Source organism: Streptococcus sp. 3705 (genome assembly GCF_013277145.1).
Classification (GTDB): Bacteria; Bacillota; Bacilli; order Lactobacillales; family Streptococcaceae; genus Streptococcus.
In genome coordinates, this window is sequence record NZ_VMMJ01000010.1 from 41,420 (window position 1) to 67,279 (window position 25,860).

The following is a 25,860-nucleotide window of genomic DNA, read 5'->3' on the forward strand; positions in this document are numbered from 1 at the left end:
TTTCCTTTTATTTTTTAAACCATAAATCATTCAAAAATCCAGAAAAGATTAAGAATGACAGCATGACGACATGGAAGGTGACAACCATGCCAAGCAACTGAATCCAGCGATTCTCAGGTAGAGCAGCTTTCCCTGCTTTTTTCCACTCCTTATTGAGCGTTTTTTTCTTGCGAACCCAGGCATCATTGATGACCAGTCCAATCCCATGAAAGAGTCCATAGGCGATGTAGTACCAGGTCACACCATGCCAAAATCCCATGATTAGCATATTGACAACGTAGGCCACACTTGAGGTTACATTACGATTTTTAAAGACCTTCTTTCTGGTCAATACCATGACCATCCGCATAAACACAAAGTCACGGAACCAGAAAGAAAGACTCATGTGCCAACGATTCCAAAACTCCTTTAAATCCCTTGATAAAAAGGGCTTGTTAAAGTTAATGGGACTACGGATTCCCATTAAGTTTGAGATGGCTAAGGCAAACATAGAGTAACCTGCAAAGTCAAAGAAGAGCTCCAGACCAAAGGTATACATAACCGCTAAAGCATAGAGGTTAAAGAAACCACCTGATTGCAAGGCTAAATTCTTCAGAGGAGGCAACAAGGTCTCTCCTAAAACATGAGCTAGGATAAACTTATACAAAAAGCCCCACATGATATAGCGAACAGATTCATCCAGCATATCCATCAACTCATCCCGCTCAGGAATGGTCTGATAATTTTCATTAAAACGCTTAAAGCGATCAATTGGACCACTTGAAAAAGTCGGCATGAAGAGAAGGAAACGGAGGAATTCCCAGAGGGTAAAATCCTTAATCACTCCATCTCTCAGCTCGATGATAATCCCAACCGAACGAAAAGTCAGGTAGGAAATCCCCAAGAACCCAAGCAAAGACTGCGTTCCATTGATAGCCGGTTGCACCTTGACAAAGATAATCGGAAGTAGGGACAGAAAACTAACTAAGTAAAAGACCCACTTGCCATCCTTGCTTTTTCGATAATGCTTGTAGAAAAGCAGGAGCAATATTTCCCAGCAAAGGTAAATACCCAAGGCAACCAATTGATTGGTCTTTCCACCCACCAACATGGTGACGATAAAGAAGAGGCTAACCAGCACTTCATACCAGGCGAAGCGTTTCTTGAAAAAGAGACCAATAAAGATGGGCAAGGTTGCAGCAATCACATAGACAAAATACTGAGGATTGCCGTATGGCTCTAAATGAGGAAGCTGTTGAAAGAACTCCATCATCTCTTATTCACCTCGTTAATCAATCCTTTGATATCAATTTTTCCATTTGGAGTCAGTGGCAAACTGTCTCGGTAAAGGAATTTAGACGGCATCATGTAGGACATCATGATATCTGTTAAATCTTCCTTGATGGCCTTGGTAATATCGATATCACGCTCAAACTGTTCATGAACACCATCTTTTAAGATGACATAAGCCAGTAGATTTTGCACCTTGTGGTCCTTGTTATAGCGTGGAACTGCGACAGCAGACTCGATAAAACGAGACTTGTTGAGGTTTTGAGAGACATCTTCTAACTCAATGCGGTAACCATTGAACTTAATCTGGAAGTCCATACGTCCACCGTAAAGAAGTAAGCCCTCATCTGTCATGGTTCCCACATCGCCTGTGTGATAGGCTGGCAGACCTTCAAACTCAAAGAAGGCTTCCGCTGTTTTTTCAGGATTGTTCATATAGCCTTTTGAAACAGCTGGTCCAGAAACAATGATTTCTCCCTGTTCACCACTTGGCAGTTTATTGCCGTCCTCATCAATGATAAAGGTTGGAGAATCAGCCTTGGTATAGCCGATTGGTAGGCGTTTGAGAGTCGCTAGCATCTCATCTGTCACAGCAACTGCTGACAGGGCCACTGTCGCTTCTGTTGGGCCGTAAGCATTGATAATACGGGCATTTGGGAAACGCTCGCGCAGTTTTTGAGCCGTTTTAACCGTCAATTCTTCTCCATCAAAGTAGAAATGCGTGATGCCGGGCATTTTCTCGCTATTAAAGTCTTCAGACAACATAGCCATATCTGCAAAGGAAGGCGTTGATGTCCAGATAGCGATTGGCAATGAAAAGATAGTCGCAAAGAGTTGCTTAAAATCCTGAGTAATAGCTGAAGGAAGAGCGAAAAGCGTACCACCAAGTGCCAAGGTCGGTGCCCAGTACATAACAGACAAGTCAAAAGAATAAGGTGGCTGAGCCAGCATTTGCGGACGACTTGGCGTCGCAAATTCCTTATCCGTAATCATCCAGTTGGTAAAGCTGAGGAGGTTATCATGTGAAATCTGCACTCCCTTAGGCTTACCAGTCGTACCAGAAGTAAAGATAATGTAGTAGTTATCATCGCGCTTGACTGGATGCGTGATTTCATAGTTATTCCCTTGGGCAAAGGCTTCTTGAACCTGAGCTAGATTCATCATAGGTGTCGAAACCTGCTCCAATGGAAAATCTGAGATGGCAATAATCAAGCTTGGCTCTGCTACTTCTAAAATAGCTGAAACTCGCTCCAAAGCCGAATGGCTGTCAATGGGAATGTAGGCATGTCCTGACTTAGTCAAAGCCACAAAAATTGCCAACATTTCATATTCTTGGCCTCCAAAAACAACCACAGGAGACTTCTCTGGTAAATCCAGTTGATCGATGGCTACAGCCAAACTATCCGAATCAGCCTTCAAATCTCCATAAGTGTGTTCCTGTCCCAAAACATTATAAACAGGATAGTTAGGCTGTGTCTGAGCAAAATGCTCAATGGTTTCAATCATATCTACTATTGGTTTATTTGACACAATAGGAATTCTCCTTCAAGTTAAAATTCATTATAGATAAAGCTTCCTTGACCCTGACCAAGATAGCTAAAGAAGTAAAGCAGCCCTAGAAAGATAAGAAAATACAAGGCTGTCCGACCAAGAAAGAGGTACAATTCTTTTCTCTGTTTCATCAAGAAAAACCATTCATTTCTGTAATTTTTGCTAAATAAGATAGACTCTTACTAGCTTATTTTTCTACCATTGTACCACTTTATATAGTATTTTTTCAATTGTTTACCGTATGTTTTCAATAGATTTCAGTTTATTTTAAGGATTATGCGGTTTTTCTATGTATATTTTTAAAAAAGAGCCTGAGATTTCCATCTCAAGCTCTATCAAAATAATTGTTTTCTAATACTCAATGAAAATCAAAGAGCAAACTAGGAAGCTAGCCGCAAGCTGTACTTGAGTACGGTAAGGCGACGCTGACGTGGTTTGAATTTGATTTTCGAAGAGTATAAACTAGAAAAGTGAGAATACAAGCACTGCCAAGGCTGCACCAATAACAGGACCCACAACAGGAATCCAGGCATAAGACCAGTCTCCGTCTCCCTTGTTTGGAATTGGCAAGATGCTGTGCATGATACGAGGACCGAGGTCACGCGCAGGGTTCAAGGCATATCCTGTTGTCCCACCTAGTGATAGACCGATACCGACAATCAAAGTCCCCACTGCAAAGGTTCCGATACCTGCCTGAAAATCGTAAAGACCCAAAGCAAAGATTGTCAACACCAAAACAAAGGTTCCAAGGATTTCGCTAACCAAGTTGGATACTGTGTTCTTGATTGCTGGTCCAGTACTAAAGGTTGCCAGGATATTGCCTGCATTTTCTTCTGCATCATAATGCGGTTTGAATTGCAACCAAACCAAAATCTGAGCCACCATAGCTCCTGCGAACTGAGCTAGGATATATGGGAATACTGAAGCCCAAGGCAAGTCACCTTTTAAGGCTACACCAAGCGTCACAGCTGGGTTTAAGTGTGCAGGACTAAGTTTGCCAGATACAAAGACGGCAATCGCAACGGCGATCCCCCAACCCATAGTAATCACAATCCAACCTGCATTGTTGCTCTTGGTTTTAGGAAGAACCACACCTGCTACAACACCATTTCCTAGAAGAATTAGGATTAAAGTCCCTAGAAATTCTCCAAATAATTCATTCATCATCTTTCTGTCTCCATTAAAAAGGAGGAGAGGGTAGACTAGGAGTCCGGCCCGCCACCTCTTTTATTTTTTCTTAATTTTTTAATTCTGCTAAATCGTTGTTAGCAAGAGCTGATTCGACATCAGCACGGTAAGCTATTTTTTCATCTTCTGTCCATTCATAGAATCGTCCCATTTCATTCAAAACTGGCTCAACGATGCTATCCAAACTATCACGCATAAAGAGCATGTGGTTGGTACGACGAAGGAGGAAGTCAACTGGGCTCAGAGCCAACTCATTGCGCATTGCATAGTGAAGGGACAAGGTATCTGCCAAGCTGAGTCCTGGTGCTTGTTCCAAGCTATGAGCGAGAGCAAAGACTTTCGGTGCATTTGAACCGTAGAGATTTGCTAGGTAATGAGCTTCCTTGCTATCCAAACCACGTGACACTCCAAGTTGCGCAAAGGCTTCGATTTCTGAGTCCACATTTGCTGGGTTCAATTCTCCACCTGAAACAGGGTAAGTCTTAGAATTGATGAGTTTAAAGCTACGGTCAAATTCTGTTTTGAGGATGTCAACCACGCGCTCCATAGCTCCTTCAGCCATTTTACGGTAGTCTGTGATTTTACCACCAGCAAGGGTCAAAAGACCATTATCATCACGGTCCAAGCTAGAACCACGAGAAACTGCAGATGGGTCCAAGTGTTTCTCAGAGGTACTGCTTTCAAGCTTGCTGACAGCAGACTCAACATCTTCACGCGTTTTTTCTTTAGAAAGATAAGATTCAACAGTCGCAATCAAGTTGTTAAAGCTTTCGTCACTAATGGTACCGTTATTTCCGCCATTGTAGTCAGAAGCGCTATTGCCTGCGATCAATGGACGAAGACCTGCCCAGCTGCTTTCGATATCATCAATGGTGATGTTGGCTTCTGGGAAGCGATTATTGACAATGCCAAGTAGATAATCTACATCTTCCTGAGTCACTTTTGGATGTTCCAAATCACCTGTGTAGTCTGTATCCGTTGTACCAAAGTAAGTCTTGTTTTCACGTGGGAGAACAAAGACCATACGACCGTCACCCAAACCTGTGTCAAAGTAAACTGGCTGTGACACCTTGATCTTGCTTGAATCCACTACCAAGTGAACTCCCTTAGTTGGACGCATTTGTGAGAATTGTGTTCCCTTATTAGACAAATTGCGTACCTTGTCGCTCCAAGGACCTGTTGTGTTAATAACCAGACGGGCCTTAATTTCAAAGACTTGGTCTGTCAACAAATCACGAGCTACGACACCTGTAATCTTGCCACTTTCGTCAAAGAGGAAGCCTTCTGCCTTCACGTGGTTGGCAATGAGGGCACCGTCTTGGTTGGCACGTTTGATATTTTCAATCACGAGACGCGCATCGTTGTTACGGAAGTCAAGGTAAACCCCACCTCCTACCAAACCTTCTTTCTTCAAGTTTGGTTGGCGTTCCAAGACTTGATCCTTGCTCAAAACTTTGTTAGCAGCTGGCGTATTGTTAACCCCTGCCAAAAGGTCGTACAAATCCATGGCTACTTTCAGACGGAAGAGACTAAAGGTCGCTCCATCTTCATCGTAAACTGGCAAGAGCATTGGATCTGGTTTTGGAATGTGTGGAGCAATTTGTTGTACCACTGCACGTTCTGAAACCGTATCTGATACTACTTCTACGTCAAATTGCTTAAGGTAACGAAGACCTCCGTGAACCAATTTTGTTGAACGGCTAGATGTTCCTTCTGCAAAGTCTTGCATTTCAATCAAACCAGTATCTAGACCACTAGCTGCTGCCTGTAAAGCTACACCAGCCCCTGTGATTCCTCCACCGATAATCAAGAGGTCTAGGGTACGTTCCTGCATTTTTTTAATTGATAATTCACGTGTTTTCTTTGAAAATTCCATATTTACACACTTTCTAACTGAGTCGCTTTATTCTTCCAATATTAGTCATCTACTTCCGCAAAGACTTGAGTCGCTTTTACAGCCTTCTTCCAGCCCTTGTAGAGTTGTTCCTTGCGAGATTCGTTCATAGATGGCTCAAAAAGTTCCCCAGTCTCATTCAAGAGCTTCAACTCATCCAAGTCTTTCCAGTAACCTACTGACAAACCTGCTAGGAAGGCTGCTCCTAGAGCAGTTGTTTCCAAGTTTTTAGCGCGTGCGATATCGATTCCCAAGATGTCAGCTTGGAACTGCATGAGGAAGTTGTTCATAGCTGCACCACCGTCTACTTTCAAGACCTGTATAGCTGTCTGAGCATCCACTTGCATCGTATCGATAATATCACGCACTTGATAAGCAATTGATTGAAGAGTTGCCTTGATAAAGTCTTCCTTACTTGTTCCACGAGTCAAACCAAAGACAGAACCGCGAGCATTTTGATTCCAGTACGGTGCTCCTAGTCCTGTAAAGGCTGGAACTACATAAACTTCATCATCATTGTGAGAATCACGAGCATATTTTTCAGATTCTGGTGAATTTTCAACCATGCGAAGACCATCACGAAGCCACTGAATGGCACTTCCTGCAATGAAGATTGAACCTTCCAAGGCATAGTAAACCTTGCCGTTGATTCCGTAACCAATCGTTGTCAAGAGGTTGTTTTCAGACAACTGCATTTCTTCACCAGTATTCATGATGATAAAAGAACCTGTTCCATAAGTATTCTTGACCATACCTGGTTCAAAAGCCAACTGTCCAAAGAGGGCCGCTTGTTGGTCCCCAGCCATACCAGATATTGGCACTTCCCCACCATAGAAATGGAATGGAGCTGTCTTACCGTAAATTTCAGAGTTAGAACGAACTTCCGGAAGCATAGCCTTCGGAATGTTGAGAATTTCCAAAATCTCATCATCCCATTTGAGTTCTTTAATGTTATAAAGCATGGTACGGGCTGCATTTGAGTAATCCGTCACGTGAGCCGCACCGTCAGTCAATTTCCAAACCAACCAAGTATCAATGGTACCAAAGAGCAATTCCCCTTTTTCTGCTCGCTCTTGAGCGCCTTCTACATGGTCCAAAATCCAACGAACCTTAGTCGCTGAGAAGTAAGCATCGATAATCAAACCAGTCTTCTCATGGAATTTTTCCACATAACCTTGACTTTTTAGTTGCTCAGCCAAAGGTGCTGTCTGGCGTGACTGCCAAACGATTGCGTTATAGATAGGAAGCCCTGTTTTCTTATCCCAGACAACCGTTGTTTCACGCTGGTTGGTAATCCCGATTGCTTCGATTTGATTGGGCTTGACACCACTTTCGATGAAAGCTCCAGCAATAACAGACTGGACGGAATTCCAAATTTCATTGGCATTGTGCTCAACCCAACCTGCCTGAGGGAAAATCTGCGTAAATTCCTTTTGACTCGAGCTGACCTTTTCTCCTTTTTTGTTGAAAATAATGGCACGAGAACTTGTAGTTCCCTGGTCAATGGCCATGATGTATTTTTCTTGTGACATGTGCTGTCCTCCTGATAAAGATCTTGAGGTGTTTCCTCTTTACACTAACTAGTATACAAAATAAAGCGCTTTCTTGTTCATCAACTTTTTTTAATTTTTTAAAAAATGTGAGGAGATTGTGTGAATTTCACAAAAAAGGCCTGGGAGCACCAAGCCTTTTAGGGAAATAATAACTGACGAATCGCTGCCAAATCTTCCATATCCAAGTCATTTTTTAAATAATAAACTGGTGTTTGTTCCTTCTTATGAATCGGGTTATTGGTAACCAGCAAATCATAATGCCGAGTTCGGTCATAGGCTTCAATGGTAATAAAACGATTATATTCCAAATACCGTTTCAAAATGGCTACCATCCTTGAAAAGACAAGAAAACCTGATGTCAAATCCAGACCAATCCGCATATGCTGACCACCATTTTCAGCCATATATTCGATTAACTGGAGCCATTCCCAGAGAATCTTCTTATCTAAATCTGTCCCCTGTTGAAAAGCAGGTAGAGCATGAAAAATCTCCTCTGCTGTCCCCTTAAAATCATGTTCCATCAGTAAATATGGATGACGATTCTCCAACTGGTACTTGTAGCGATCCTGTAAAATATAGCCCTTATAGAGATAGACTTGAGCACAAAGCTGACTGAGTTCATAAGTAACGTGATCCTCTGTATAATCACTCAGCAATTCCTCCTTCTTCATTTCTTGAATCAATTGCGTCAGTAAATCTGCCAACTGCCCTCCAAAACCAAGGATATACTCCATAGTATGAAGAGGAAGAATGCGATGAGATAGGAGGAAAGAGAAGAAAATCATCATCTCCCCATCTTCAGTCCCTAGAGGAAGGTGTTGACCAGCGAAAAATGACGGAGCCTTTCTCAGCAAACGAAGGTAGAAAATATTGTCAAAATACCCTCGCATTTTCTCTTCTATCACTTGAAACTGACAGGCGTTAACCCGAAGACGTTGTTGACTGATATGAGACCAGAGAACCAAGTCCAATTTCTGGCCCGAAGACAAGCTTGCACCGCAGATTTCTTCTAGTGTAGCAATTTCCTGCTTTCTCTCTGGTTTCTGCATATGGCCTTCCCATTCCTGACTCGACCAGACCTTGCGGAAAAGACAGAAATAGAAATAGCGAATCTGATGCTCTGGACCTCGCCAACGTCCATTCTGGATGGATAAATCAAATTCTGACAAAATCTGATTTAAGCTAGCTAAGTGACGACCAAGCGTAGCCTCGCTAATCATCAATTCTTGAGCCAGCTGATGGGCTAAAAACTGTTGGTGGTAGAGAAGATAGACCACAATCTGGTATTTAACAGCATTCTCCAAAAACAGGCTCCGAATATCTCTCCCCTTGGTAGTTGCACCGATCGATAGACGCAGATTTTCATCTTCTAAGGAGATAGTCAGCTCTAAGCCACTATCCAAAGCCTTGTCATTGAGTAGGGTGACATATTTGGTTAGGGTTGCTTTTGAAAATCCTGTTTCCTCCATTACAGCCTTGACAGTCGTCTGAGACTCTTGTAATAGAAAGGAAAGGATTGAAAATTGGCCAGATTCAGCCTTTTCCATCAAATCTCCTAAATACATTTGTTACCCCTTTCATTTTCTACCTTAAGCATAGCATAAATCTTACAAATGCTGAAATAATCTGTTTCTCTTTTTATTTTCATGCTGATTTCCTAGTCCATTATCCTGAAAATCAGTAAACACACGGCTCCCTCTTTGGGCATTTTTATGCTAAAATAGTAGCTATGGATAAAATTATTAAAACTATATCAGAAAGCGGAGCCTTTCGTGCTTTTGTCCTTGATAGCACGGAAACCGTCCGCACTGCTCAAGAAAAACACCAAACCCAAGCTAGCTCAACTGTAGCGCTTGGTCGAACTCTTATCGCTAGCCAGATTCTCGCAGCCAATGAAAAAGGAAATACCAAACTAACAGTTAAGGTGCTTGGATCTAGCTCTCTAGGTGCTATCATCACCGTCGCTGATACCAAGGGGAACGTCAAAGGCTACGTTCAAAATCCTGGTGTTGACATCAAAAAGACTGCAACTGGTGAAGTTCTAGTCGGACCTTTTGTCGGCAATGGCCAATTCCTCGTTATCACAGACTACGGTACTGGAAATCCTTACAACTCTATGACTCCCCTCATTTCTGGGGAAATCGGTGAAGACCTTGCCTTTTACCTGACTGAAAGCCAACAAACGCCTTCAGCAGTCGGCCTCAATGTCCTTTTGGACGAGGAAGACAAGGTCAAGGTTGCAGGTGGTTTCCTAGTCCAAGTCTTACCAGGAGCCAAGGAAGAAGAGATTGCTCGCTTTGAAAAACGCATCCAAGAAATGCCAGCTATCTCAACCCTCCTCGAAAGTGAAGACCATATCGAAGCCCTCCTCAAAGCTATCTACGGTGACGAGGCCTACAAGCGTCTTTCTGAAGAAGAGATCCGTTTCCAATGTGACTGTAGCCATGAGCGCTTTATGAATGCTCTTGCCAGCCTTCCAAGCTCAGACTTACAGGAAATGAAAGAGGAAGACCACGGAGCAGAAATCACTTGTCAATTCTGCCAAACTACTTACAACTTTGATGAAAACGACCTGGAGGAACTCATTCGTGACAAATCTTAATACACCTTTTATGATTGGCAATGTTGAGATTCCCAATCGTACCGTTTTAGCACCCATGGCTGGTGTCACCAACTCAGCCTTTCGTACTATCGCAAAAGAGCTTGGAGCTGGACTCGTTGTCATGGAGATGGTCTCTGACAAGGGAATCCAATACAACAATGAAAAAACCCTGCACATGCTTCATATCGATGAAGGCGAAAACCCAGTCTCTATCCAACTTTTTGGTAGCGATGAAGACAGCCTAGCACGCGCAGCAGAATTCATCCAAGAAAACACCAAAACCGATATCGTCGATATCAACATGGGCTGCCCAGTTAACAAAATCGTGAAGAACGAAGCTGGCGCTATGTGGCTCAAGGATCCAGACAAGATTTACTCGATCATCAACAAGGTTCAATCTGTCCTTGATATTCCACTTACTGTCAAAATGCGTACCGGCTGGGCCGATCCATCTCTGGCAGTTGAAAATGCCCTCGCTGCTGAAGCAGCAGGTGTTTCTGCCCTCGCCATGCATGGCCGTACCCGCGAACAAATGTATACAGGTCATGCAGACCTTGAGACCCTTCACAAGGTCGCTCAAGCTTTGACCAAGATTCCATTCATCGCAAACGGTGACATTCGTACGGTCCAAGAAGCCAAACAACGTATCGAAGAAGTCGGTGCTGACGCAGTTATGATTGGCCGCGCTGCCATGGGAAATCCTTACCTCTTCAACCAAATCAACCATTACTTTGAAACAGGAGAAATCCTCCCTGATTTGACCTTTGAAGACAAGATGAAAATCGCCTACGAACACTTGAAACGTTTGATTAACCTCAAAGGGGAAAACGTAGCAGTTCGTGAATTCCGTGGCCTCGCTCCTCACTACCTCCGTGGAACATCTGGCGCTGCCAAACTCCGTGGAGCCATTTCACAAGCTAGCACTCTAGCAGAGATTGAGGCTCTTTTGCAATTGGATAAGGCTTAATAGACCAAAACCCGTAACTATCTTAAAGTTTACGGGTTTTTCTTGGATTTATATAAGCAATCAATGTCTATATGAAATTAGTCATTCTCCGTCTTTTTTCCTTTTAATAGATAAACACCTACTAGAGATATTAGACCTAAGAATTCCATAAGCAACGTTGACATTGTTCCAGTTGATGGGAGTGCTTGCTTATCTTTTTTATCTGAATTTGAACGATTTTCACTCATTTGATTTGCTTTATCAGCAAGAAGAACCATTTCCTTATCATCAGATTGAGTTTTTCCTTCCCTATTTTCCTCTGGCTCAGTAGCCATTTGTTTTTTAGGAAGTGTTTTAATCGCAAATAAGCTGAAATGACTCGTTTTGAAAACGACTTGCCCATTTTCGACTGTTGATGGGAGCAACTCCAACTCTCCATTTTTCTTCACATGGTAAACTTGAATCTCAGACTCAATATTACCAATTGCAAGACGAACTACTCTCTCTCCCTTCACATGGGTTTCTTTTCCATCTTTTGAAAGGGAAATATCAAATATGCGCACTGTTCCTTGCCCTGTTTGATGGGTAACATTATCAATCATTTCTTTTGTTGTTACCTCTTTAAGGTTGACAGAGTCTGCTTCTGTAGCAGTTTCAAACATAACAGTAATCTTGGCATTCCCATTTTGAGTTGTAAATACCTTTTGAACAGTAGATGTCGGTTGAGATGAGAGAGTAGGAGAAAGACTGTTAGATCTGGTAGGAGATGAAGAATTTGTCTCGTTTCCTGATGGTTTACTTGGGGTAGATGGTTTTACTTCTTGCTCTTTTTCTGGAGATTTTGGTTTAGTGGAAGCACTTGAACTTCCTGAAGAGCTAGTGGAACCGGAGTGACTTCCTGCAGTGGATCCTGATGGGTTCTGCTCTTTTTCCACAGGTTTGCTTGGAGTAGGTTTCTCTAGTTTTTCTGGAGTTTCTGGTTTAGTGGAGGATTCTGAATTTGACGAAGAAGATAAGCCCTTTTTAAAGTTAGACAAAGCTTCATCTAGTTTTGATTGACTTTCTGTAACCAGATCCTGTAGTTGGGCTTTTTGGGTTGATTCATCTAATTTATGCAAATACGTTTTTTCAATATCTTTTAGCTTTTTAATTAGCTCTACAGTATTGATATGTTGCTCTTTTTCTAAATTTTTCTTGATGTCATCTAATAATCCTGTTAGATGTTTAGTGACCGCTTCCTTTGCCTTATTTCGCTCTAAGCCGATTTCTCGTCCCTTATGTTTAACGACTAGAGCTTCTATCTCCTGTTCAGCTTCTTTCACTAGGTTTTCCACTTTTTCTTTACTCGAAGCCTCATCAAACATCCTTTTATACTTCTCTACAGATTCTTTGGATTCTCTTAAAAGATCTGTAAACCAAAAAACTCCTCCATTTTCCTTTTTTAAACGAGTAAGCATATAATTATCCAAAGTTGTTTTAGCTGTTTCTTTAGCTTCTTTAAGATTTGTCTCCGTAGTTTTTTCAGTAGAAACTATATTTCCTCCTTGATTTTCTACTTTTGGTGGAGTTGGATTATTATGTTCTTTTCCAGAAGGTGAATCAGAATCTAATCCTTGATTCGCAGGCTTAGTCGTATCACCTCTACCATTAGAAGAATTAGAATTTCCTGATGGTTCACTTTGTTTATTTGATAAACTATTCTTAAAGTCCTCTACCAACTTATCTAGCTTCGTTTGCCCCTCTTGCTGCAGTTTCTCTATTTTTTCTCTATCAGAAGCTCCACCAATTTTCTCCTGGTACTCTCGTACAATTCCCTGAGCTTGCTGGAGAATATCTCCAAATCCAGAAGCAGAATTATCTAATTTATTTAGAAGACTAGTCATATAATTAGACAAACTAACGCTAGCTTTTTTAACTACTTCATCATGTTCTTTATTACGTATTTCCAAACTTTCTTGATGAAAGTTATTCGCTATCTCATCTAGTACTGAATAGTTCATCTCCTGTTCAATCTGCTTTCTGTACTCAGCTTTTTTATCTTCAGGTAAAGCTGTCTCTCCCAACTCTTTTATCAACTGCTGTCTATATTCCTTCAGCTTATCTTGCCCACTAGATGTAACCATGGGGTTATTTCCACCTCCAACCCCTTCTGCATGGACTACTCCTCCTAAGAACAGACTAGCAACTACTACACTAGCTACTCCAATACTAAATTTACGAATTGAATAACGTACTTTTCTCTCACTTTTTGATGCAAACATAATTATTTCCTCCAATATTTTTCTTAACACTACTATATCATTTCAATATGAACTGTATATGAATTGAATCTTGTATTTATCTCTTTATGCTTCCATTTGGAATTATAACTTCATGTAATAACTTTTCCTCTTCAGCTATTCGTCGATACAAAATAACTGCATAAGCTGGAAAAACTAAAACAAAAGTCATATAGGCATGACTCAGCAAGGTCAGGCCAATCAACTCGGGAAGGATATTTAAAAAGTAATTGGGATGTTTTACTGTCCTAAATAAGACATGATCCACAAACTTATGATTCGGTGCTAACATCAACTTGACTGTCCAAATATCCCCAAGCAGATGAATAACAAGTAGTAACATCAACATAGAAAATATCAGGAGCACCAAACCCACAACACTCATCATATTGAAAGACGGTCGATAGACTAGGGCTTCCATAAAACAAGCCAGATAAAAAACAATATGAACCAAGGTAAGACGTTTGGTATTTTTAATGCCAAATTCTCGCCCACCATCCCTACGAAGCCGTTTTTCATTTGCAATTGATTTCTTTAGGAACAACAAGCGAATTAAAAATACACAGATAATGATTATTGCTATCATCACAATCCCCTTTCTTTACCACTACTGTAACATCTCTATGTTAACCCAATATGAATTGAAAAAGAAAAAGAACGAAAACTGATTCCGTTCTTTGATTTACTCTATCACTACCATTCAAACTATGCTTCCTTAAATTATCCTCAAGTAAGAAAAGAGTCTTACTAAAGCTAACTATCTGGTAACAAGCAGATTTTAAATTCCATCCCTTGTTCATAAGGCAAGAAACTATAGGACATACGATGACTCTCTAAAATATTCTTAACAATATAAAGACCCAACCCTGATCCTGTTTCTCTGTCTGTTACAATTTGTGAATGGTAAAAAATATCAAATAAATGTTCTAACTCTTCCTGATTCAACGGAGCACACGTATTCCTAATAGACAGATAACCATCTTGCTCAGAAATAGTCACAATGCCAGATTGATCTGAGTACTTGATAGCATTACTGATAAGATTTGTCAAGACTTTATCCAAAGCCTTCAAGCTCATCCTTACTTTTGTATCAGTAGTCAACTGATTATCAATCACAAGATTTTTAGAAAATGCCAATTCCTGATATCGAGACAAAACATCTGTCAAAACGGTATTTACCATTAAAATCTCACTGCACTCTGTCCATTCTTGAAATTTAGAAGATTCCAACACTTCCTCTAGCAAGAAACTCATCTGATCGATTTTATCAATACTCTTTTCAAGATACTTAGGATGATCCTTATAATCCCCCACATTGTATTGCATATTTTCTAAGATAATCCTGAGAGTAGCTAGAGGTGTCTTTAATTCATGCGATGCTCCACGGACAAAGGAAACCTTTTGATTTTGCAATTTTACAATTTGCTCATTGCGATTTTCCAACTCATGAATAACCTTCAACAAGTGCTCATACACACCATTAATCTGCTTTCCAACTTCACCAACTTCATCTTTTCTGCTTTCATCAAAACGAATATTGTCATCCAAATCTTGCATCTTACTAGTCACTTCTGAAATGTAAAAAAGAGGATTGAGCAAGCGTTTCGTATAAAAATAAGAAAAAACAAAGGAAAAAGCAATTGTAACCAAAAATGTATAGGGGAGATACAAAAGCAAAATATTCTTTGCTTCTTTGTAGATATCCACTCCCTGCACAAACTGCACCGTTACCTGTTTACCATCTGCTGTACTAACAGGCTTATCTAACATCACGATATAATTTGATAGCTCTCCATCTTTAATATCTAAGTCATGCACAAGAGGGAGCCGCTTATCTAAGATATCTCTTTTAAGGTGAGCAGATATGGTCAAGGACTTTGAATAAGACTGGAGTAAGCTTGGAATTTCATCAGCTGTCTTAGTCTTTAAATACTCCGTAAACACTCTTGCACTCTCATTAAACTTTTCCCCCTCCAATTGAATATAGTAAAAAGGAAAGGTCAAATAAATAGCTATATGAATGACTAGACCAACACCACCTAGAATTGCAAAACTTCTTAAAAAAGACTTGGTTAATAATTTAGGATTTTTTATCATAAGCTAATCTTATACCCAACATTTTTCACAGTCACAATGCAATCTAAAGCTAATTTTTTGCGAAGAGTACGAATATAGACGTCAACGACCCTATCACAAGGTAAATCAGCTACATCTTTTGAAATTTCTTCCAATATCTGCTCTCTACTTAAAACTTGATTTTTATGCTGAATCAAACACTTTAGTACCAATAATTCCTTTGGTTTGAGATCAATTTCTTCATTTTTATAATGTGCTTTGTAAGAGGTAAAATCCACTGTTACATCCTGATATTGCCAAAGATCCTCTATGACGTAGTAACGTCTGATAAGCGCTTTAATACGCTTGGCAAGCAGTACCAAAGAAAAAGGTTTTGTCACATGATCATCAGCATAGAGATCAAATACCTGTGACTGAGTAGTTTCATCTCCCAGAGCACTCAAGACGATGACAGGAATATCGTGCTCTTGATTGATTTCTTTTAACACTTCAAAACCACTCTTCCTAGGCATCATTAAATCCAGTACCATGAGATGGATAGGGAGATCTTGAAATTTTTCCAAGGCCTCTTGTCCATCCTTAGCCATAATGACATGATAACCCTCTTCTGTCAGAAATGCTGCAATTCCTTCTCTAATCATTTCCTCGTCATCTGCAACTAAAATGTTCATCTCTCTCCCTTTCTACTACCGGAACTTCACACATCTATTTCCTGTATGTTATTTGAAAATTTCCTACCAGCCTATCATCTATGATAATGGAATGGATTTCATTTATCCGCTACTTGTTGTCAACAACAACGTAAATACAAGAAAATCATTCATCTTGCAGCTTAGTTTGATTTTTCAAATACCAGCTAGAACAGGTTTGACAGGCAAAAAAGAAACAGGTCTCTTTTGAAAGGATAAAAATTTCAGATAAGACTGCTCTTTTTCTACTACACATGCTCTAAGACAAATACGATGGAGGGTAATAAACATATGAATTTTGGGTTGAATAGTGAAAACCACGGATCCTTTAGAAGCTATAGGTTTTAGTTTCATACTCTTCGAAAATCTCTTCAAACCACGTCATCTCTATCTGCAACCTCAAAANNTTTGCTCTTTGATTTTCATTAAGTATCACTCCACTGTGACTTATGGTCAGATGCTGATACTTTTATTCTTTTATGCAATATCAAATTTTAACTGGCCTGCTTTAACACCAATCTTAAGTGTGCTACCTGCCTCTAATTCTCCCTTGAGAAGAAGTTCTGCCAACTTGTCTTCCACTTCTGTTTGCAGGGTTCTGCGAAGTGGACGAGCTCCCATCTCTGGGTCATATCCTTGATTTGCCAACAATTTCAGTGCGGAAGTTTGTAATTTCAAGTCAATGCCTTTTTCAGCCAAACTTGCCACTAAAGGTTTGACCATAATCTTCACCACTTCCTGCATATGGTCGCTAGACAGGCTATGGAAGACCACCTTTTCATCAATACGGTTGATAAACTCAGGTCTATAAGCTTTTTTCAGTTCTTCAAACATGCGTTTTTCCATATTTTCCTGGTCAAAACGAATGTCCTTAGCCCCAAATCCGACAGTCTTGTCATCACGAAGGGCTGTCGCACCAAGGTTTGACGTCATGATGATAATGGTATTTGAAAAGTCGACCTTGCGGCCCTTACTATCAGTCAGGACACCATCATCCAAGACCTGCAAGAGAACATTAAAGATGTCTGGGTGAGCCTTTTCTACCTCATCAAAGAGGAGAACGGAATAGGGTTTGTTGCGAACCTTCTCTGTCAACTCCCCACCTTCTTCGTAACCCACATAGCCTGGAGGAGCTCCGTTGAGACGGCTGGCTGCAAATTTCTCCATATACTCACTCATATCAAAGCGGATAAGGGCTGATTCGTCGTCAAAAAGAACTTCTGCCAGAGCCTTAGCCAATTCGGTCTTACCGACACCTGTGGGTCCTAGGAACATAAAGGAACCAATCGGACGCTTGTGACTACGAATACCAGACTGATTGCGGCGAATGGCACGGCTAATGCTTGAAACAGCTTGATCTTGCCCGATAACACGTTTGTGCAATTCAGCTTCCAGATTCAGGTATTTCTTGGCATCCGTTTGAGTCAGTTTTTGGACTGGAATACCTGACAAGCGACTCAAGGTGGTCAAAATATCAGCCTCTGTCACCAATTCTTTATAGACAGGCACTTCCTCTTCTGTTGCGATTAGCTGGGCTGCCTGTTTCCACTTGCCATCCATCAAGGCCTTGTCAGCTAAACTCAAGCCAGAATCGTCTGCTTTTACATGCTTTGACTTATTTTGCACTGTTGCTGCTGCCTCATCCAAGAGATCAATAGCAGAGTCTGGCAAGTGACGACTAGTCAAGTAACGATGTGCCATCTTGACGGCTGTTTCAACCGCTTCATCTGTGATTTGCACACGATGATGTTTCTCATAAGTCGCCTTCAAACCTTTCAAAATGGCCATACTGTCGACCACACTTGGCTCTTCAATCGTCACTTTGGCGAAACGACGAGAAAGAGCTGCGTCTTTTTCAATGTGTTTTTGATATTCTTCCTGAGTGGTCGCACCAACCGTTCTCAAAGTTCCACGCGCCAAGGCTGGTTTCAAGATATTGGCCGCATCCAGAGTTGAGTCAATCCCGCTCCCAGAACCCATGATGGTATGAAGTTCATCGATAAAGAGGATTACTTGGCCATCTTCTTCAATATCCTTGATGATATTATTCATGCGTTCTTCAAAGTCACCACGGAAACGTGTCCCTGCAACGACATTCATCAAATCAAGCTCTAACACGCGCATCTTGGCCATTTCCGCAGGCACATCCCCACTAGCAATACGCTGAGCGAGCCCAAGCGCCAAGGCTGTTTTCCCGACACCAGCATCCCCAACCAAGACAGGATTGTTCTTGGTCTTCCGGCTCAAGATTTGAATCATACGCGAGATTTCCTTGTCCCGACCGATGACTGGTTCTAACTTGCCAGAACGCGCTTGCTCTGTCAAATCATGCGTATAGTCCTCGAGACCACCACTCGGAGTCTGCGGCATGCCCATCATATTGGCCATAGAATTTTGTTTGTCAGCCACAGTACGATGGCGTTGACGTAAAGCCTTGAGGTCTTCACGAGTCCAACCTGCCCGTTCTTCTAAATTTCGACGAAGGGCAGCAATCTTGACCTGATCTTTCTTGTCTTCATAAGAAAAACCAGCCCTCTCCAAAATACGAGTCGCCAAGGCATTGCCATCATGCAAAATCGCATAGAGGACATGCTCTGTCCCTAGCACCTTAGCATGGACCACTGACGCTACATACTCTGCTTCATCAAAAAGAACCTGCAAACGATGGGAGAACGACAATTCCGTAAAGGTTTCATCCTGGCTATAGTCCGTTTCAGTCAGTTCCAAAGCTACTTCTTCTAAACGGTCCATCTCATATGGATAATCATTTAAAGTTGCCCCTGCCACACTATAACTGTGATTGGACATGGCAATCAACAAGTGCCAAGACTCTAGGTAACGAGCTCCAAAATGGCCAGCCACCATGTAGGCACTTTCGATACATTCATTCAATGCTTTTGAATAGTTCATCTTACTTCCCTTTTCTATCTACCTCTTGTATGACCTGTCGTAGCATATTAGCACGAACAACTGGAGCTTCTTCTCCTAAAACGCGATCCAAAGCTACTGATACTAGCAAATTCATCTCCTGTTTGGTCATCAATTCCTGCTCAACCAAAAGCTGTAGAATATCCTCATAAATTTCTTGACTGACCCGCTCACCAATCGAGTAAAGCAAATCGCGGAGCATTTCATGATGACTAGAAAACTCAATCCGTCCTATACGAATATAGCCTCCGCCACCACGCTTACTTTCAACCAAGTAGCCTCTACTTTCCGTAAAGCGTGTCTTGATCACATAGTTAATCTGACTGGGAACAACCTGAAAGGTATCTGCCAACTGACTACGTTGCAACTCCACAATACCAGATTGATCTAAAATCGCCTTGATGTAGGCCTCAATATGATCCGATGTATTTTTAAATCTCATTACAAACCCACCTCTCTCTTTAAACCTTGACTATCTTTGACTATACTATCATTTAACACTCTATAAGTCAAATTTTTAGGGCTCAGCCCTTGAAAATACTGACTTTCTTTAAAAACATTTAGGCATTAAATCGCCTTAGTTTTTCTTAAAAGTTCCTAAAAAAGTCCATAAAAAAAGCCCTAAAAAGGGCGAAATATTGACGAGTTCAGCAGGCAAGAAACTAGCACGGTCAAACGTGCTTTTTTATTACCTGCTAATATTGTATCATATTCTCTCAACTTATATATAGCCAAAATCACGCAAAATATAAAGATAAAAGTATATAGGATAATGCAAAAGCCCCTCTCACTTTTATTCTATTGAATGAATAGCATGATGAGAAGCAAGGATAAAAAGCCCTCAGATAAATCTGAGAACTTAAATAATGATGTGTTAGCTCGCTCACTTAATTAAAACGCTTAACACTATTAAATTATAGTTTACTTTGAAATATGCTGAATCCTTTCTGTAAATTTTTGAATCGCATTCAGTTCTGCAGGTCTTAAATGAGGGTACGCTTTAGTCCTCCCCCCATTTCGTTTAATATGTCCAAATTCAAGTAAATGAGTAAGAGAGCCGTATTTAAAACTATATACAACCCAAACCCCTTTTCTCACTCTTTTCTTACGCCATCCTTTTGAATATTTACCTGTTCTTTTAGGGCTAGTTTCCCTTAATTCTTGGACTGTTTCTTTAGCGACTTGCTCCGCAATTTTATCAACTTCCTCATTAACCTCTTCACAATATTCTTCTAGAATATTTGCTAATTGTGTTGCTAGATCCATTTTCTAAAAACTCCTTCTATTTTTTTAAATATCAACTTTTTACCCCCTTTTTGGTTGACAGCTTCCGACTTGGAAAAAGTTACCGCTCCCGGTACCTAAAATCAACGAAAATGCTTTACAAAGTGGGGGGAGTGTCAATATCCTTTCAGTTCTATAAATCTTTTAGCGATTACTTTTCTTCGACTATTTATATAACGAGTAGTTTTATTTAGTTTCTCTGCCACGTCTTCCCAGGTCATACCAGCTTCTAAAAATCTCATTTTAAAAATGACTAGATCACTTTCAATTAAGTTTTCCATCAAGGTATCTACAACTAGTTTGAAGCCTTCTAAATATCTTAGTGTTTGGTCTTCTTCAATTCTAATGATTGTCGCTTCAGTAGGACTAGATACTGTCTTTCCTTTCCCACCAGTATAATCTTCAGTGCTATGTTTCTTATTATGTATCAGTTCCTGTCTTCTCAAATAAATTTTATTAGCAAGCGTTCTATATCGTCCTAACTCAATATCTATCCCGTCCAGATCTCTGTTACTCAACTCGTACATAGGCAAGTACCTCCACTTAAATTTAAAAATTTTTTTATCTTGCAATTTGTCAAATTGTAAATTCTGTCAAACTGACAAAAAGCGCTAAAAGCCTTCCAACACTCCACTTACCAGGTATCATTGTTTTAAGTTTGACAACTCTTCAGTATGACAAGTTCAAGGGAAATTTCTTTAATTTATCCCCTCAGTTTCTCATATCTTACATTCTGTGAAACTCACCCCATTCTATAACTTACTGATATACATGGCTTCCAAGCCTATACTCTGTTTTAGTTTATGCTTTCTTCATTTTGTGAAACTAATTTACTAAAATTAAAAACAAGGCCATTTTTGATATAGCTATCAATTTCTTGATATTCAAATCAGCCTTGTTTCTAATGAATTACTCTTTACCTAAATACTCTTTAATCTCACGATATTCCTTAGAAAAATTCATATGCCCACTGACATCAGGATTTAAGAACGGAAGGATACTTATTGGATTTACTTCTGTCCGATATACTGCAAGAGAATGCTCCTGAGTTATTTCTCCAACTACGCCTTTATGTATTTCTTCTACATCTTTCTTTAGTACTTGAATTTCATCGTAGGCATCTAAAATTATTCTAAGTTTCTTCTGGTAACGTTTATAGATTTTCTTTTCTTCAGCTCTTCGTTTAGTCTCTTTAAAGATATATTCAAATATCGCTGCCTTTGCCTCCCAGAAATAAGTATCATACTCTTTCTCTAAAAGATTGATTGATTCACTCATTTTAGCAATTTGTCCTAAAGAAGTAGTATTATCCTCAAGAAAAGAATCAATATTATCAAATGAAACCTTCTTCTCTCCAGTAATTGTTTTTCTTTTTTCTTCCAACTTTGTTCTTGCTTTTGCAATATTATCTTTTTTATCATCAAGATTTTCTAATGTTGATAATACTTCTCTAATATCCATCCCCTATCTCCTAATTCCATTTTATAAAGAAAGCGCAATCCGTTTCAATTTTCTTCACAACGAAACGAGTATAAAGCATTAAACTCATTCCATAAATAACGGATTCACTTACCCAACGTAAGCTATTTTTATTTCTTTCAAATAAAGTAGCGAAATTGTACAAATCCCCAACGAAAGCAACTTTATCGCCTTTTACTCCTAGTACTTCATCAGACACAACAATAACATCATCAACGTATAAGTTTTCTGAGTATCGTTCCTTCTTGTTAATTTTTAAAATATAATTTCCATCACTAGATTTCTCTTTATCTAAAAACTTAAATAGCGACTGACTTAATACAAGAGTATTATGACGTTCAGGATTCAAATCGTTTATGGTGTCTTTCAATTCGTCAAAATTAGAAACATTTTTTTCAGGTGCTTCTTTTAGAATTTTTCCAATTTCAATATTACGTGTTTTACGACAAAGACGGGTAATTTTGTTACTTAAGAAGTCTAATATATTATATTCTCCATCATCAACTTGTTCAGACGATAAGGGGAGACGGCCTGAAAATGTCTTGTGTTCGAACTTAGTTCTAATCTGTTTTTTTCTAAGTTCTACAATTTTACTTTCTCTAAACTCTTCCGATTCAAGTTCTGATAGATGTTCATCGTCAAAATCTACAGTTTCATATGTTCCACCAGTACCCGTATACTCAATAACATTAACAAGATCCACTAGTTCTTTTCCTTCTTCAGGAACGTCATAGATACTTGTTATATCTTGTGATAATATTAAACCTGTTTTTAAATTTTTATCATCGATACTCATTCCTCTACTTCTTACATACTTTTCTACCAAACTAAATTTTTTAGCCATTTTATACTCCTTTATCTCTTTATTGCTCCTCGTTGTTTATAATTTTTTCTAAAGTTCTTAGCTCTTAGCTTTTCTTTTAGAACTCTACGAGCTTTTAAAATCATTTTTTCTAACTGTTGATTTTGTGTTTTCGTTAGCATATTTTTCTAGTATTTCATGGTTCCCACTTTCTAAACTGCTATCTTCATTTTTACATTTTGAAAATATTTTCTGTCTTTTTTCTGGATCAATAGAAAACTTACTAGCTACCACATACCCTAAGGATGTATCTACTGTCATCTTCTTCACCTCCTTTCTTCTCAAGCAAAAAGGGACATACCACTAGCATCATATGCTTACGGTATGCCCCTGAGTTGTTCTCAATAGACTTATTTTTTAGTTTCTTTTTTGACTAGATGAGTAAATTTCCCATCTGAGTAGACTAAAGTTATCTCTCCAAATCTTGGAACTTTTTCTATCTCTATTATACCACATTTTTCGTAGACAATAAAGCCTTTTTCTGTTGAAAATTTCATTTCATCCATATCTATTAACCTTTCTCTCCTCTCACTGTGTTAATCGTATATCGCTTATCTTTGATTGTGAAAGCCTTAAAAGTGTTCCCCTCTAAACCTTTCAAAATTCTACTTGAATTTCTAGCATTGTATACCGTCCGCAGTTCACTACTATCTAGGTTCGTGTTGAAAATCGTAGTTTCTCGATTGTTGATAATATCAAACAAGAAATCCTGTTCCCAATCGCTCTTAGGAGTGATTGTTCCATTTTTTGCCCCCAGGTCATCGATGATTAGAAAATCAACATCAACTAGCTTTTTAACTGCCTCATACTCTGTTAAGTTTGCATTTCTTCCATAAGCCCATCCTTCTTTTATCTGCTTGATAATCTCGGTTAAACTGACAAATAAGACACTCTTAGGATCGTTCTTCTCTCTGAAACTCTCATTGATTTCTTTGGCCAGGGCAAGCGATAAATGACTTTTTCCTATTCCTGTGCTACCGCTGATTAAAGTATTTCCCGTCATACCTGCAAGGTATTTCTGGGCTTGACCCTTTACAAACTCTAACATCTGACCTTCCTCTGTAGTCTTAACAAAGAAATTATCAAATGTCGCTCCCTTTAACTCTTTAGGAATTGTACTATCACGCATTAATACATCATAAGTTTTAAAATATGTTTGTCTATCATCAAACCGCTGTAATAGGTCTTTCTCTTTTTGTTTAATATCCCCCTTCACACACTCCGGGCAAAATGGTTGTATTTTTCTTTCTGAACCCCCTACTACAGGTATAGAAATTTCCCAGTAATTTACCTGATGAATATCACAAACTTTATCTGATATTTTTCTGTTATTAAATTCTTTAAATTGTTCCTTCATCCTTGCAACTCCTAAAATGGTAGGTCTGGGAAGTTATCTCTAGACTCCCCTTTTATGGTTTTAGGCTTTTGATTCAAATAACCGTCAAACTTAGATCCGAAAAGTGTTTCAGGTCTCAGATATTTAGAAAATTCAGGACTATCCTTCCATTCTGCCGTTTTAATATCTATCACCTGTTTAAAATCTTCAAGTGTATAGCCTTCTTTGAATCGTGCTAGTAAAAGCCTTTTTGTCTTATCAACAAACTTATACCGCTTATTAGCTACTTGATTCAGATAAACAATAGGAATCCAAAGTTCTTTATGTTTTGTTTTCTCTAAATCTTTTATAGCTGTTTCTTCAAGCCAAGTAGGAAAAGTGAAAGATGAGCTTTGCTCATTAGGCGAGTTTCCCTCGACTATATATTCTTTATTTATATCTAACTTTAAATCTTGCTCTAACTCTTTCTCTTTATCTATCTCTTTCTCTGTCTTACATGTAGATAACGTTGTAAAATTATTAGATAACAATGTAAGATTTTTTTCTTTCTCTTGTTGCTCTTTGCGGTAGCTTCTCATATATGCAGCGTGGTTTGTTTCTTGTTGTACCAAAGCTTTTGCTTGTGTTAACTCGGCATTTTTATCTTCATCAATCTGAATCAGGCCACATTGCGTAAAATAAGCTATAGTCATAGATATATCATCCTCAGAAACATCTAATTTCAAGGCCAGTTCTTCTTTTAAGGTTTCAAAGTATCCTTCGTAATACAGAATACAATCACTTTCAAGACTTTCTAACATAAGACGGATATAAATCACTATCATAGTGTAGCCGCCAGGCATACTTTTTAGTCGCTTAATAAATAGGTTATCAAAAAATTTCTTATCAATTTTTAACCAAAAATATACTTTAGTCTTTGCCATCATCTACCCCCAAAAACTTTAAAACATCTGAGACTTTATAATACGCTTTTCTAGTATCTTCAATAGGCGGTATATACTGCGGTAGTCCTGCACCTTCCCATTTTGTCAAGGTTTTATCTCCTATGCCCAGTTCTTCCTTTAGTTCCACCTTGCTTATCAAATCTAATCTTTTTTGAGGTGCTTTCTCATGGCTTCTTAAATATCGTTCCACTGCTTCCAAAATCTTAGACTTTAAATCTTCAATCATTTTTTCAAACATCTTAGTACCCCCATGGCTTAACCCCTGCAAGCTGAATATATCGCCCATAATCAGGGCTTAAATCCTCGCTAGTTGTTTCTATCGTCTGTGTACTTTCTCGCTCGATTTGGGCGCTTTTTTTGCGGTCTCGATGGTTCAGGTAAATGAGAAAGCCAATCAAAATCACGGTAAAAATAATCGCCTGTGTATTGCTTAAATCTAGTTCATTCATGCTATGCCCTCGCTTTGTAATTCTTGATATAATTTACTTGATAGCTTCGCTCCATCTTCAGAAAGTCGTACACCTCTTCTGGAGTTACTTTATCATCTAAAAAGTCAATGATGAACTGAAATAGGTTCGGATTTCTATCCTTGATTTTAGTCATTAGCTTATCAAATTCTGATCGTGTCATGTTATCTAGGTCTAGAGTCATATTTTTCTCCATTAGTCTTTCCTTGTCCTTTTTCCTACCTGTTTTCTATATGGTATACTTCACCACTCCAAACGCTGAGCGATTGCCCCAAGTTGGCGAACGCTTGTAGTGATGTTTCGTGGGTAATCACCCACATTTCAGCTAAACAAGGCCTTAGAATCACCCTGTCAGCGCTTGATTTCAAAACCTTTTCTAATTGCTTGCCTGCTCTTCGGTTTTTCTTTAGGTATTTGATAAAATAGATATTTTTTGCTATAATCAAAGCATAGAAAAAATTTCTATACTCTGAATTGTGTCGCTTGCTCGCCTTGGCCAAAATTTGAGCAAGT

At 39.4% G+C, this 25,860-nt stretch carries 26 protein-coding genes; 2 read left to right on the forward strand and 24 right to left on the reverse strand.

Annotated features, from left to right (window positions below; all coding sequences use genetic code 11):
- Positions 1 to 7 precede the first annotated feature (7 nt).
- The 7 genes from dltB to HT714_RS02910 form a co-directional block, all read right to left on the reverse strand.
- Positions 8 to 1,252, reverse strand: a complete 1,245-nt coding sequence (gene dltB / locus HT714_RS02880) for a D-alanyl-lipoteichoic acid biosynthesis protein DltB (RefSeq protein WP_173224937.1) — start codon at positions 1,250 to 1,252, stop codon at positions 8 to 10.
- A complete protein-coding gene (dltA, locus tag HT714_RS02885) occupies positions 1,249 to 2,799 on the reverse strand; it encodes a D-alanine--poly(phosphoribitol) ligase subunit DltA (RefSeq protein ID WP_173224934.1) in 1,551 nt (516 codons plus the stop codon). The genes dltB and dltA overlap by 4 nt, the downstream gene beginning before the upstream one ends.
- A 20-nt stretch (positions 2,800 to 2,819) precedes the next feature.
- Positions 2,820 to 2,951 carry a teichoic acid D-Ala incorporation-associated protein DltX gene (locus HT714_RS02890; protein WP_000813667.1) on the reverse strand — a complete coding sequence of 44 codons (132 nt, stop codon included), beginning with the start codon at positions 2,949 to 2,951 and terminating at the stop codon, positions 2,820 to 2,822.
- 331 nt (positions 2,952 to 3,282) lie between these two features.
- The gene (locus tag HT714_RS02895; RefSeq protein ID WP_173224931.1) at positions 3,283 to 3,987 is read right to left on the reverse strand and encodes an MIP/aquaporin family protein; all 705 of its coding nucleotides are present in this window, start codon (positions 3,985 to 3,987) and stop codon (positions 3,283 to 3,285) included.
- Positions 3,988 to 4,057: 70 nt separating this feature from the next.
- Positions 4,058 to 5,884 (reverse strand): type 1 glycerol-3-phosphate oxidase, encoded by a 1,827-nt coding sequence (gene glpO, locus HT714_RS02900; RefSeq protein ID WP_173224928.1) that lies wholly within the window; start codon positions 5,882 to 5,884, stop codon positions 4,058 to 4,060.
- 41 nt (positions 5,885 to 5,925) lie between these two features.
- Entirely contained in the window at positions 5,926 to 7,434 is a 1,509-nt protein-coding gene (gene glpK / locus HT714_RS02905) for a glycerol kinase GlpK (RefSeq protein ID WP_049511829.1), read from the reverse strand.
- A 158-nt stretch (positions 7,435 to 7,592) separates the two neighbouring features.
- On the reverse strand, positions 7,593 to 9,020 hold the full coding sequence (locus tag HT714_RS02910) for a helix-turn-helix domain-containing protein (protein ID WP_173224925.1): 1,428 nt from the start codon (positions 9,018 to 9,020) through the stop codon (positions 7,593 to 7,595).
- Positions 9,021 to 9,184: 164 nt separating this feature from the next.
- Here HT714_RS02910 and hslO point away from each other — a divergent pair, with 164 nt between their 5' ends.
- Entirely contained in the window at positions 9,185 to 10,057 is an 873-nt protein-coding gene (gene hslO / locus HT714_RS02915) for an Hsp33 family molecular chaperone HslO (RefSeq protein WP_000357854.1), read from the forward strand.
- Positions 10,044 to 11,024, forward strand: a complete 981-nt coding sequence (gene dusB, locus HT714_RS02920) for a tRNA dihydrouridine synthase DusB (protein ID WP_000183308.1) — start codon at positions 10,044 to 10,046, stop codon at positions 11,022 to 11,024. Before hslO ends, dusB begins: the two co-directional genes overlap by 14 nt.
- 77 nt (positions 11,025 to 11,101) lie before the next feature.
- Here dusB and HT714_RS02925 read toward each other — a convergent pair whose 3' ends face one another.
- The 17 genes from HT714_RS02925 to HT714_RS09625 all read right to left on the reverse strand — a co-directional run bounded on the left by HT714_RS02925 (position 11,102) and on the right by HT714_RS09625 (position 25,531).
- Positions 11,102 to 13,264: an RICH domain-containing protein gene (locus tag HT714_RS02925; protein ID WP_173224922.1), complete on the reverse strand. Its 2,163-nt coding sequence runs from the start codon at positions 13,262 to 13,264 to the stop codon at positions 11,102 to 11,104.
- A 76-nt stretch (positions 13,265 to 13,340) separates the two neighbouring features.
- Complete coding sequence (locus tag HT714_RS02930) at positions 13,341 to 13,868, reverse strand: isoprenylcysteine carboxyl methyltransferase family protein (RefSeq protein ID WP_050252578.1); 528 nt, start codon at positions 13,866 to 13,868, stop codon at positions 13,341 to 13,343.
- A gap of 167 nt (positions 13,869 to 14,035) precedes the next feature.
- Positions 14,036 to 15,379, reverse strand: a complete 1,344-nt coding sequence (locus HT714_RS02935) for a HAMP domain-containing sensor histidine kinase (protein WP_061438579.1) — start codon at positions 15,377 to 15,379, stop codon at positions 14,036 to 14,038.
- Positions 15,376 to 16,029: a two-component system response regulator RR06 gene (gene rr06, locus HT714_RS02940; protein WP_049513297.1), complete on the reverse strand. Its 654-nt coding sequence runs from the start codon at positions 16,027 to 16,029 to the stop codon at positions 15,376 to 15,378. Before rr06 ends, HT714_RS02935 begins: the two co-directional genes overlap by 4 nt.
- A gap of 495 nt (positions 16,030 to 16,524) precedes the next feature.
- On the reverse strand, positions 16,525 to 18,957 hold the full coding sequence (locus tag HT714_RS02945; protein WP_173224919.1) for an ATP-dependent Clp protease ATP-binding subunit: 2,433 nt from the start codon (positions 18,955 to 18,957) through the stop codon (positions 16,525 to 16,527).
- Position 18,958: 1 nt separating this feature from the next.
- The gene (locus tag HT714_RS02950) at positions 18,959 to 19,417 is read right to left on the reverse strand and encodes a CtsR family transcriptional regulator (protein WP_024057371.1); all 459 of its coding nucleotides are present in this window, start codon (positions 19,415 to 19,417) and stop codon (positions 18,959 to 18,961) included.
- Positions 19,418 to 19,896: 479 nt separating this feature from the next.
- On the reverse strand, positions 19,897 to 20,241 hold the full coding sequence (locus HT714_RS02955; RefSeq protein ID WP_173224916.1) for an HK97 gp10 family phage protein: 345 nt from the start codon (positions 20,239 to 20,241) through the stop codon (positions 19,897 to 19,899).
- Between the two features lie 134 nt (positions 20,242 to 20,375).
- A complete protein-coding gene (locus HT714_RS02960) occupies positions 20,376 to 20,786 on the reverse strand; it encodes a DUF722 domain-containing protein (protein ID WP_173224913.1) in 411 nt (136 codons plus the stop codon).
- A gap of 382 nt (positions 20,787 to 21,168) precedes the next feature.
- The gene (locus HT714_RS02965) at positions 21,169 to 21,720 is read right to left on the reverse strand and encodes a hypothetical protein (protein WP_173224910.1); all 552 of its coding nucleotides are present in this window, start codon (positions 21,718 to 21,720) and stop codon (positions 21,169 to 21,171) included.
- Between the two features lie 10 nt (positions 21,721 to 21,730).
- Positions 21,731 to 22,582 (reverse strand): phage major capsid protein, encoded by an 852-nt coding sequence (locus tag HT714_RS02970; protein WP_173224907.1) that lies wholly within the window; start codon positions 22,580 to 22,582, stop codon positions 21,731 to 21,733.
- A gap of 84 nt (positions 22,583 to 22,666) precedes the next feature.
- Positions 22,667 to 22,861 (reverse strand): hypothetical protein, encoded by a 195-nt coding sequence (locus HT714_RS02975; protein WP_042900408.1) that lies wholly within the window; start codon positions 22,859 to 22,861, stop codon positions 22,667 to 22,669.
- An 89-nt stretch (positions 22,862 to 22,950) separates the two neighbouring features.
- Complete coding sequence (locus HT714_RS02980) at positions 22,951 to 23,106, reverse strand: hypothetical protein (RefSeq protein ID WP_000344069.1); 156 nt, start codon at positions 23,104 to 23,106, stop codon at positions 22,951 to 22,953.
- Between the two features lie 5 nt (positions 23,107 to 23,111).
- Positions 23,112 to 23,957 carry an ATP-binding protein gene (locus HT714_RS02985; protein WP_050252585.1) on the reverse strand — a complete coding sequence of 282 codons (846 nt, stop codon included), beginning with the start codon at positions 23,955 to 23,957 and terminating at the stop codon, positions 23,112 to 23,114.
- A gap of 11 nt (positions 23,958 to 23,968) precedes the next feature.
- The gene (locus HT714_RS02990; protein ID WP_173224904.1) at positions 23,969 to 24,859 is read right to left on the reverse strand and encodes a conserved phage C-terminal domain-containing protein; all 891 of its coding nucleotides are present in this window, start codon (positions 24,857 to 24,859) and stop codon (positions 23,969 to 23,971) included.
- Positions 24,846 to 25,118, reverse strand: a complete 273-nt coding sequence (locus tag HT714_RS02995; RefSeq protein WP_069288584.1) for a hypothetical protein — start codon at positions 25,116 to 25,118, stop codon at positions 24,846 to 24,848. Before HT714_RS02995 ends, HT714_RS02990 begins: the two co-directional genes overlap by 14 nt.
- 1 nt (position 25,119) lies before the next feature.
- Positions 25,120 to 25,329: a hypothetical protein gene (locus HT714_RS03000; protein ID WP_069288583.1), complete on the reverse strand. Its 210-nt coding sequence runs from the start codon at positions 25,327 to 25,329 to the stop codon at positions 25,120 to 25,122.
- Position 25,330: 1 nt separating this feature from the next.
- Positions 25,331 to 25,531: a hypothetical protein gene (locus HT714_RS09625; RefSeq protein WP_004261925.1), complete on the reverse strand. Its 201-nt coding sequence runs from the start codon at positions 25,529 to 25,531 to the stop codon at positions 25,331 to 25,333.
- Positions 25,532 to 25,860: the final 329 nt, after the last annotated feature.

Excerpts from the sequence above, each read along its gene's own strand:
- hslO (WP_000357854.1), top strand. The coding sequence starts at position 9,185 with ATGGATAAAATTATTAAAACTATATCAGAAAGCGGAGCCTTTCGTGCT.
- HT714_RS09625 (WP_004261925.1), bottom strand. The coding sequence starts at position 25,531 with ATGACTCTAGACCTAGATAACATGACACGATCAGAATTTGATAAGCTA.
- HT714_RS03000 (WP_069288583.1), bottom strand. The coding sequence starts at position 25,329 with ATGAATGAACTAGATTTAAGCAATACACAGGCGATTATTTTTACCGTG.
- HT714_RS02965 (WP_173224910.1), bottom strand. The coding sequence starts at position 21,720 with ATGGATATTAGAGAAGTATTATCAACATTAGAAAATCTTGATGATAAA.
- HT714_RS02950 (WP_024057371.1), bottom strand. The coding sequence starts at position 19,417 with ATGAGATTTAAAAATACATCGGATCATATTGAGGCCTACATCAAGGCG.
- glpK (WP_049511829.1), bottom strand. The coding sequence starts at position 7,434 with ATGTCACAAGAAAAATACATCATGGCCATTGACCAGGGAACTACAAGT.
- HT714_RS02970 (WP_173224907.1), bottom strand. The coding sequence starts at position 22,582 with ATGGCTAAAAAATTTAGTTTGGTAGAAAAGTATGTAAGAAGTAGAGGA.
- HT714_RS02995 (WP_069288584.1), bottom strand. The coding sequence starts at position 25,118 with ATGTTTGAAAAAATGATTGAAGATTTAAAGTCTAAGATTTTGGAAGCA.
- HT714_RS02910 (WP_173224925.1), bottom strand. The coding sequence starts at position 9,020 with ATGTATTTAGGAGATTTGATGGAAAAGGCTGAATCTGGCCAATTTTCA.
- HT714_RS02925 (WP_173224922.1), bottom strand. The coding sequence starts at position 13,264 with ATGTTTGCATCAAAAAGTGAGAGAAAAGTACGTTATTCAATTCGTAAA.
- HT714_RS02955 (WP_173224916.1), bottom strand. The coding sequence starts at position 20,241 with ATGGATCTAGCAACACAATTAGCAAATATTCTAGAAGAATATTGTGAA.
- HT714_RS02895 (WP_173224931.1), bottom strand. The coding sequence starts at position 3,987 with ATGATGAATGAATTATTTGGAGAATTTCTAGGGACTTTAATCCTAATT.
- rr06 (WP_049513297.1), bottom strand. The coding sequence starts at position 16,029 with ATGAACATTTTAGTTGCAGATGACGAGGAAATGATTAGAGAAGGAATT.
- glpO (WP_173224928.1), bottom strand. The coding sequence starts at position 5,884 with ATGGAATTTTCAAAGAAAACACGTGAATTATCAATTAAAAAAATGCAG.
- HT714_RS02980 (WP_000344069.1), bottom strand. The coding sequence starts at position 23,106 with ATGGATGAAATGAAATTTTCAACAGAAAAAGGCTTTATTGTCTACGAA.
- dltB (WP_173224937.1), bottom strand. The coding sequence starts at position 1,252 with ATGATGGAGTTCTTTCAACAGCTTCCTCATTTAGAGCCATACGGCAAT.
- HT714_RS02990 (WP_173224904.1), bottom strand. The coding sequence starts at position 24,859 with ATGGCAAAGACTAAAGTATATTTTTGGTTAAAAATTGATAAGAAATTT.
- HT714_RS02960 (WP_173224913.1), bottom strand. The coding sequence starts at position 20,786 with ATGTACGAGTTGAGTAACAGAGATCTGGACGGGATAGATATTGAGTTA.
- HT714_RS02930 (WP_050252578.1), bottom strand. The coding sequence starts at position 13,868 with ATGATAGCAATAATCATTATCTGTGTATTTTTAATTCGCTTGTTGTTC.
- HT714_RS02935 (WP_061438579.1), bottom strand. The coding sequence starts at position 15,379 with ATGATAAAAAATCCTAAATTATTAACCAAGTCTTTTTTAAGAAGTTTT.
- HT714_RS02975 (WP_042900408.1), bottom strand. The coding sequence starts at position 22,861 with ATGACAGTAGATACATCCTTAGGGTATGTGGTAGCTAGTAAGTTTTCT.
- HT714_RS02890 (WP_000813667.1), bottom strand. The coding sequence starts at position 2,951 with ATGAAACAGAGAAAAGAATTGTACCTCTTTCTTGGTCGGACAGCCTTG.
- HT714_RS02985 (WP_050252585.1), bottom strand. The coding sequence starts at position 23,957 with ATGAAGGAACAATTTAAAGAATTTAATAACAGAAAAATATCAGATAAA.
- HT714_RS02945 (WP_173224919.1), bottom strand. The coding sequence starts at position 18,957 with ATGAACTATTCAAAAGCATTGAATGAATGTATCGAAAGTGCCTACATG.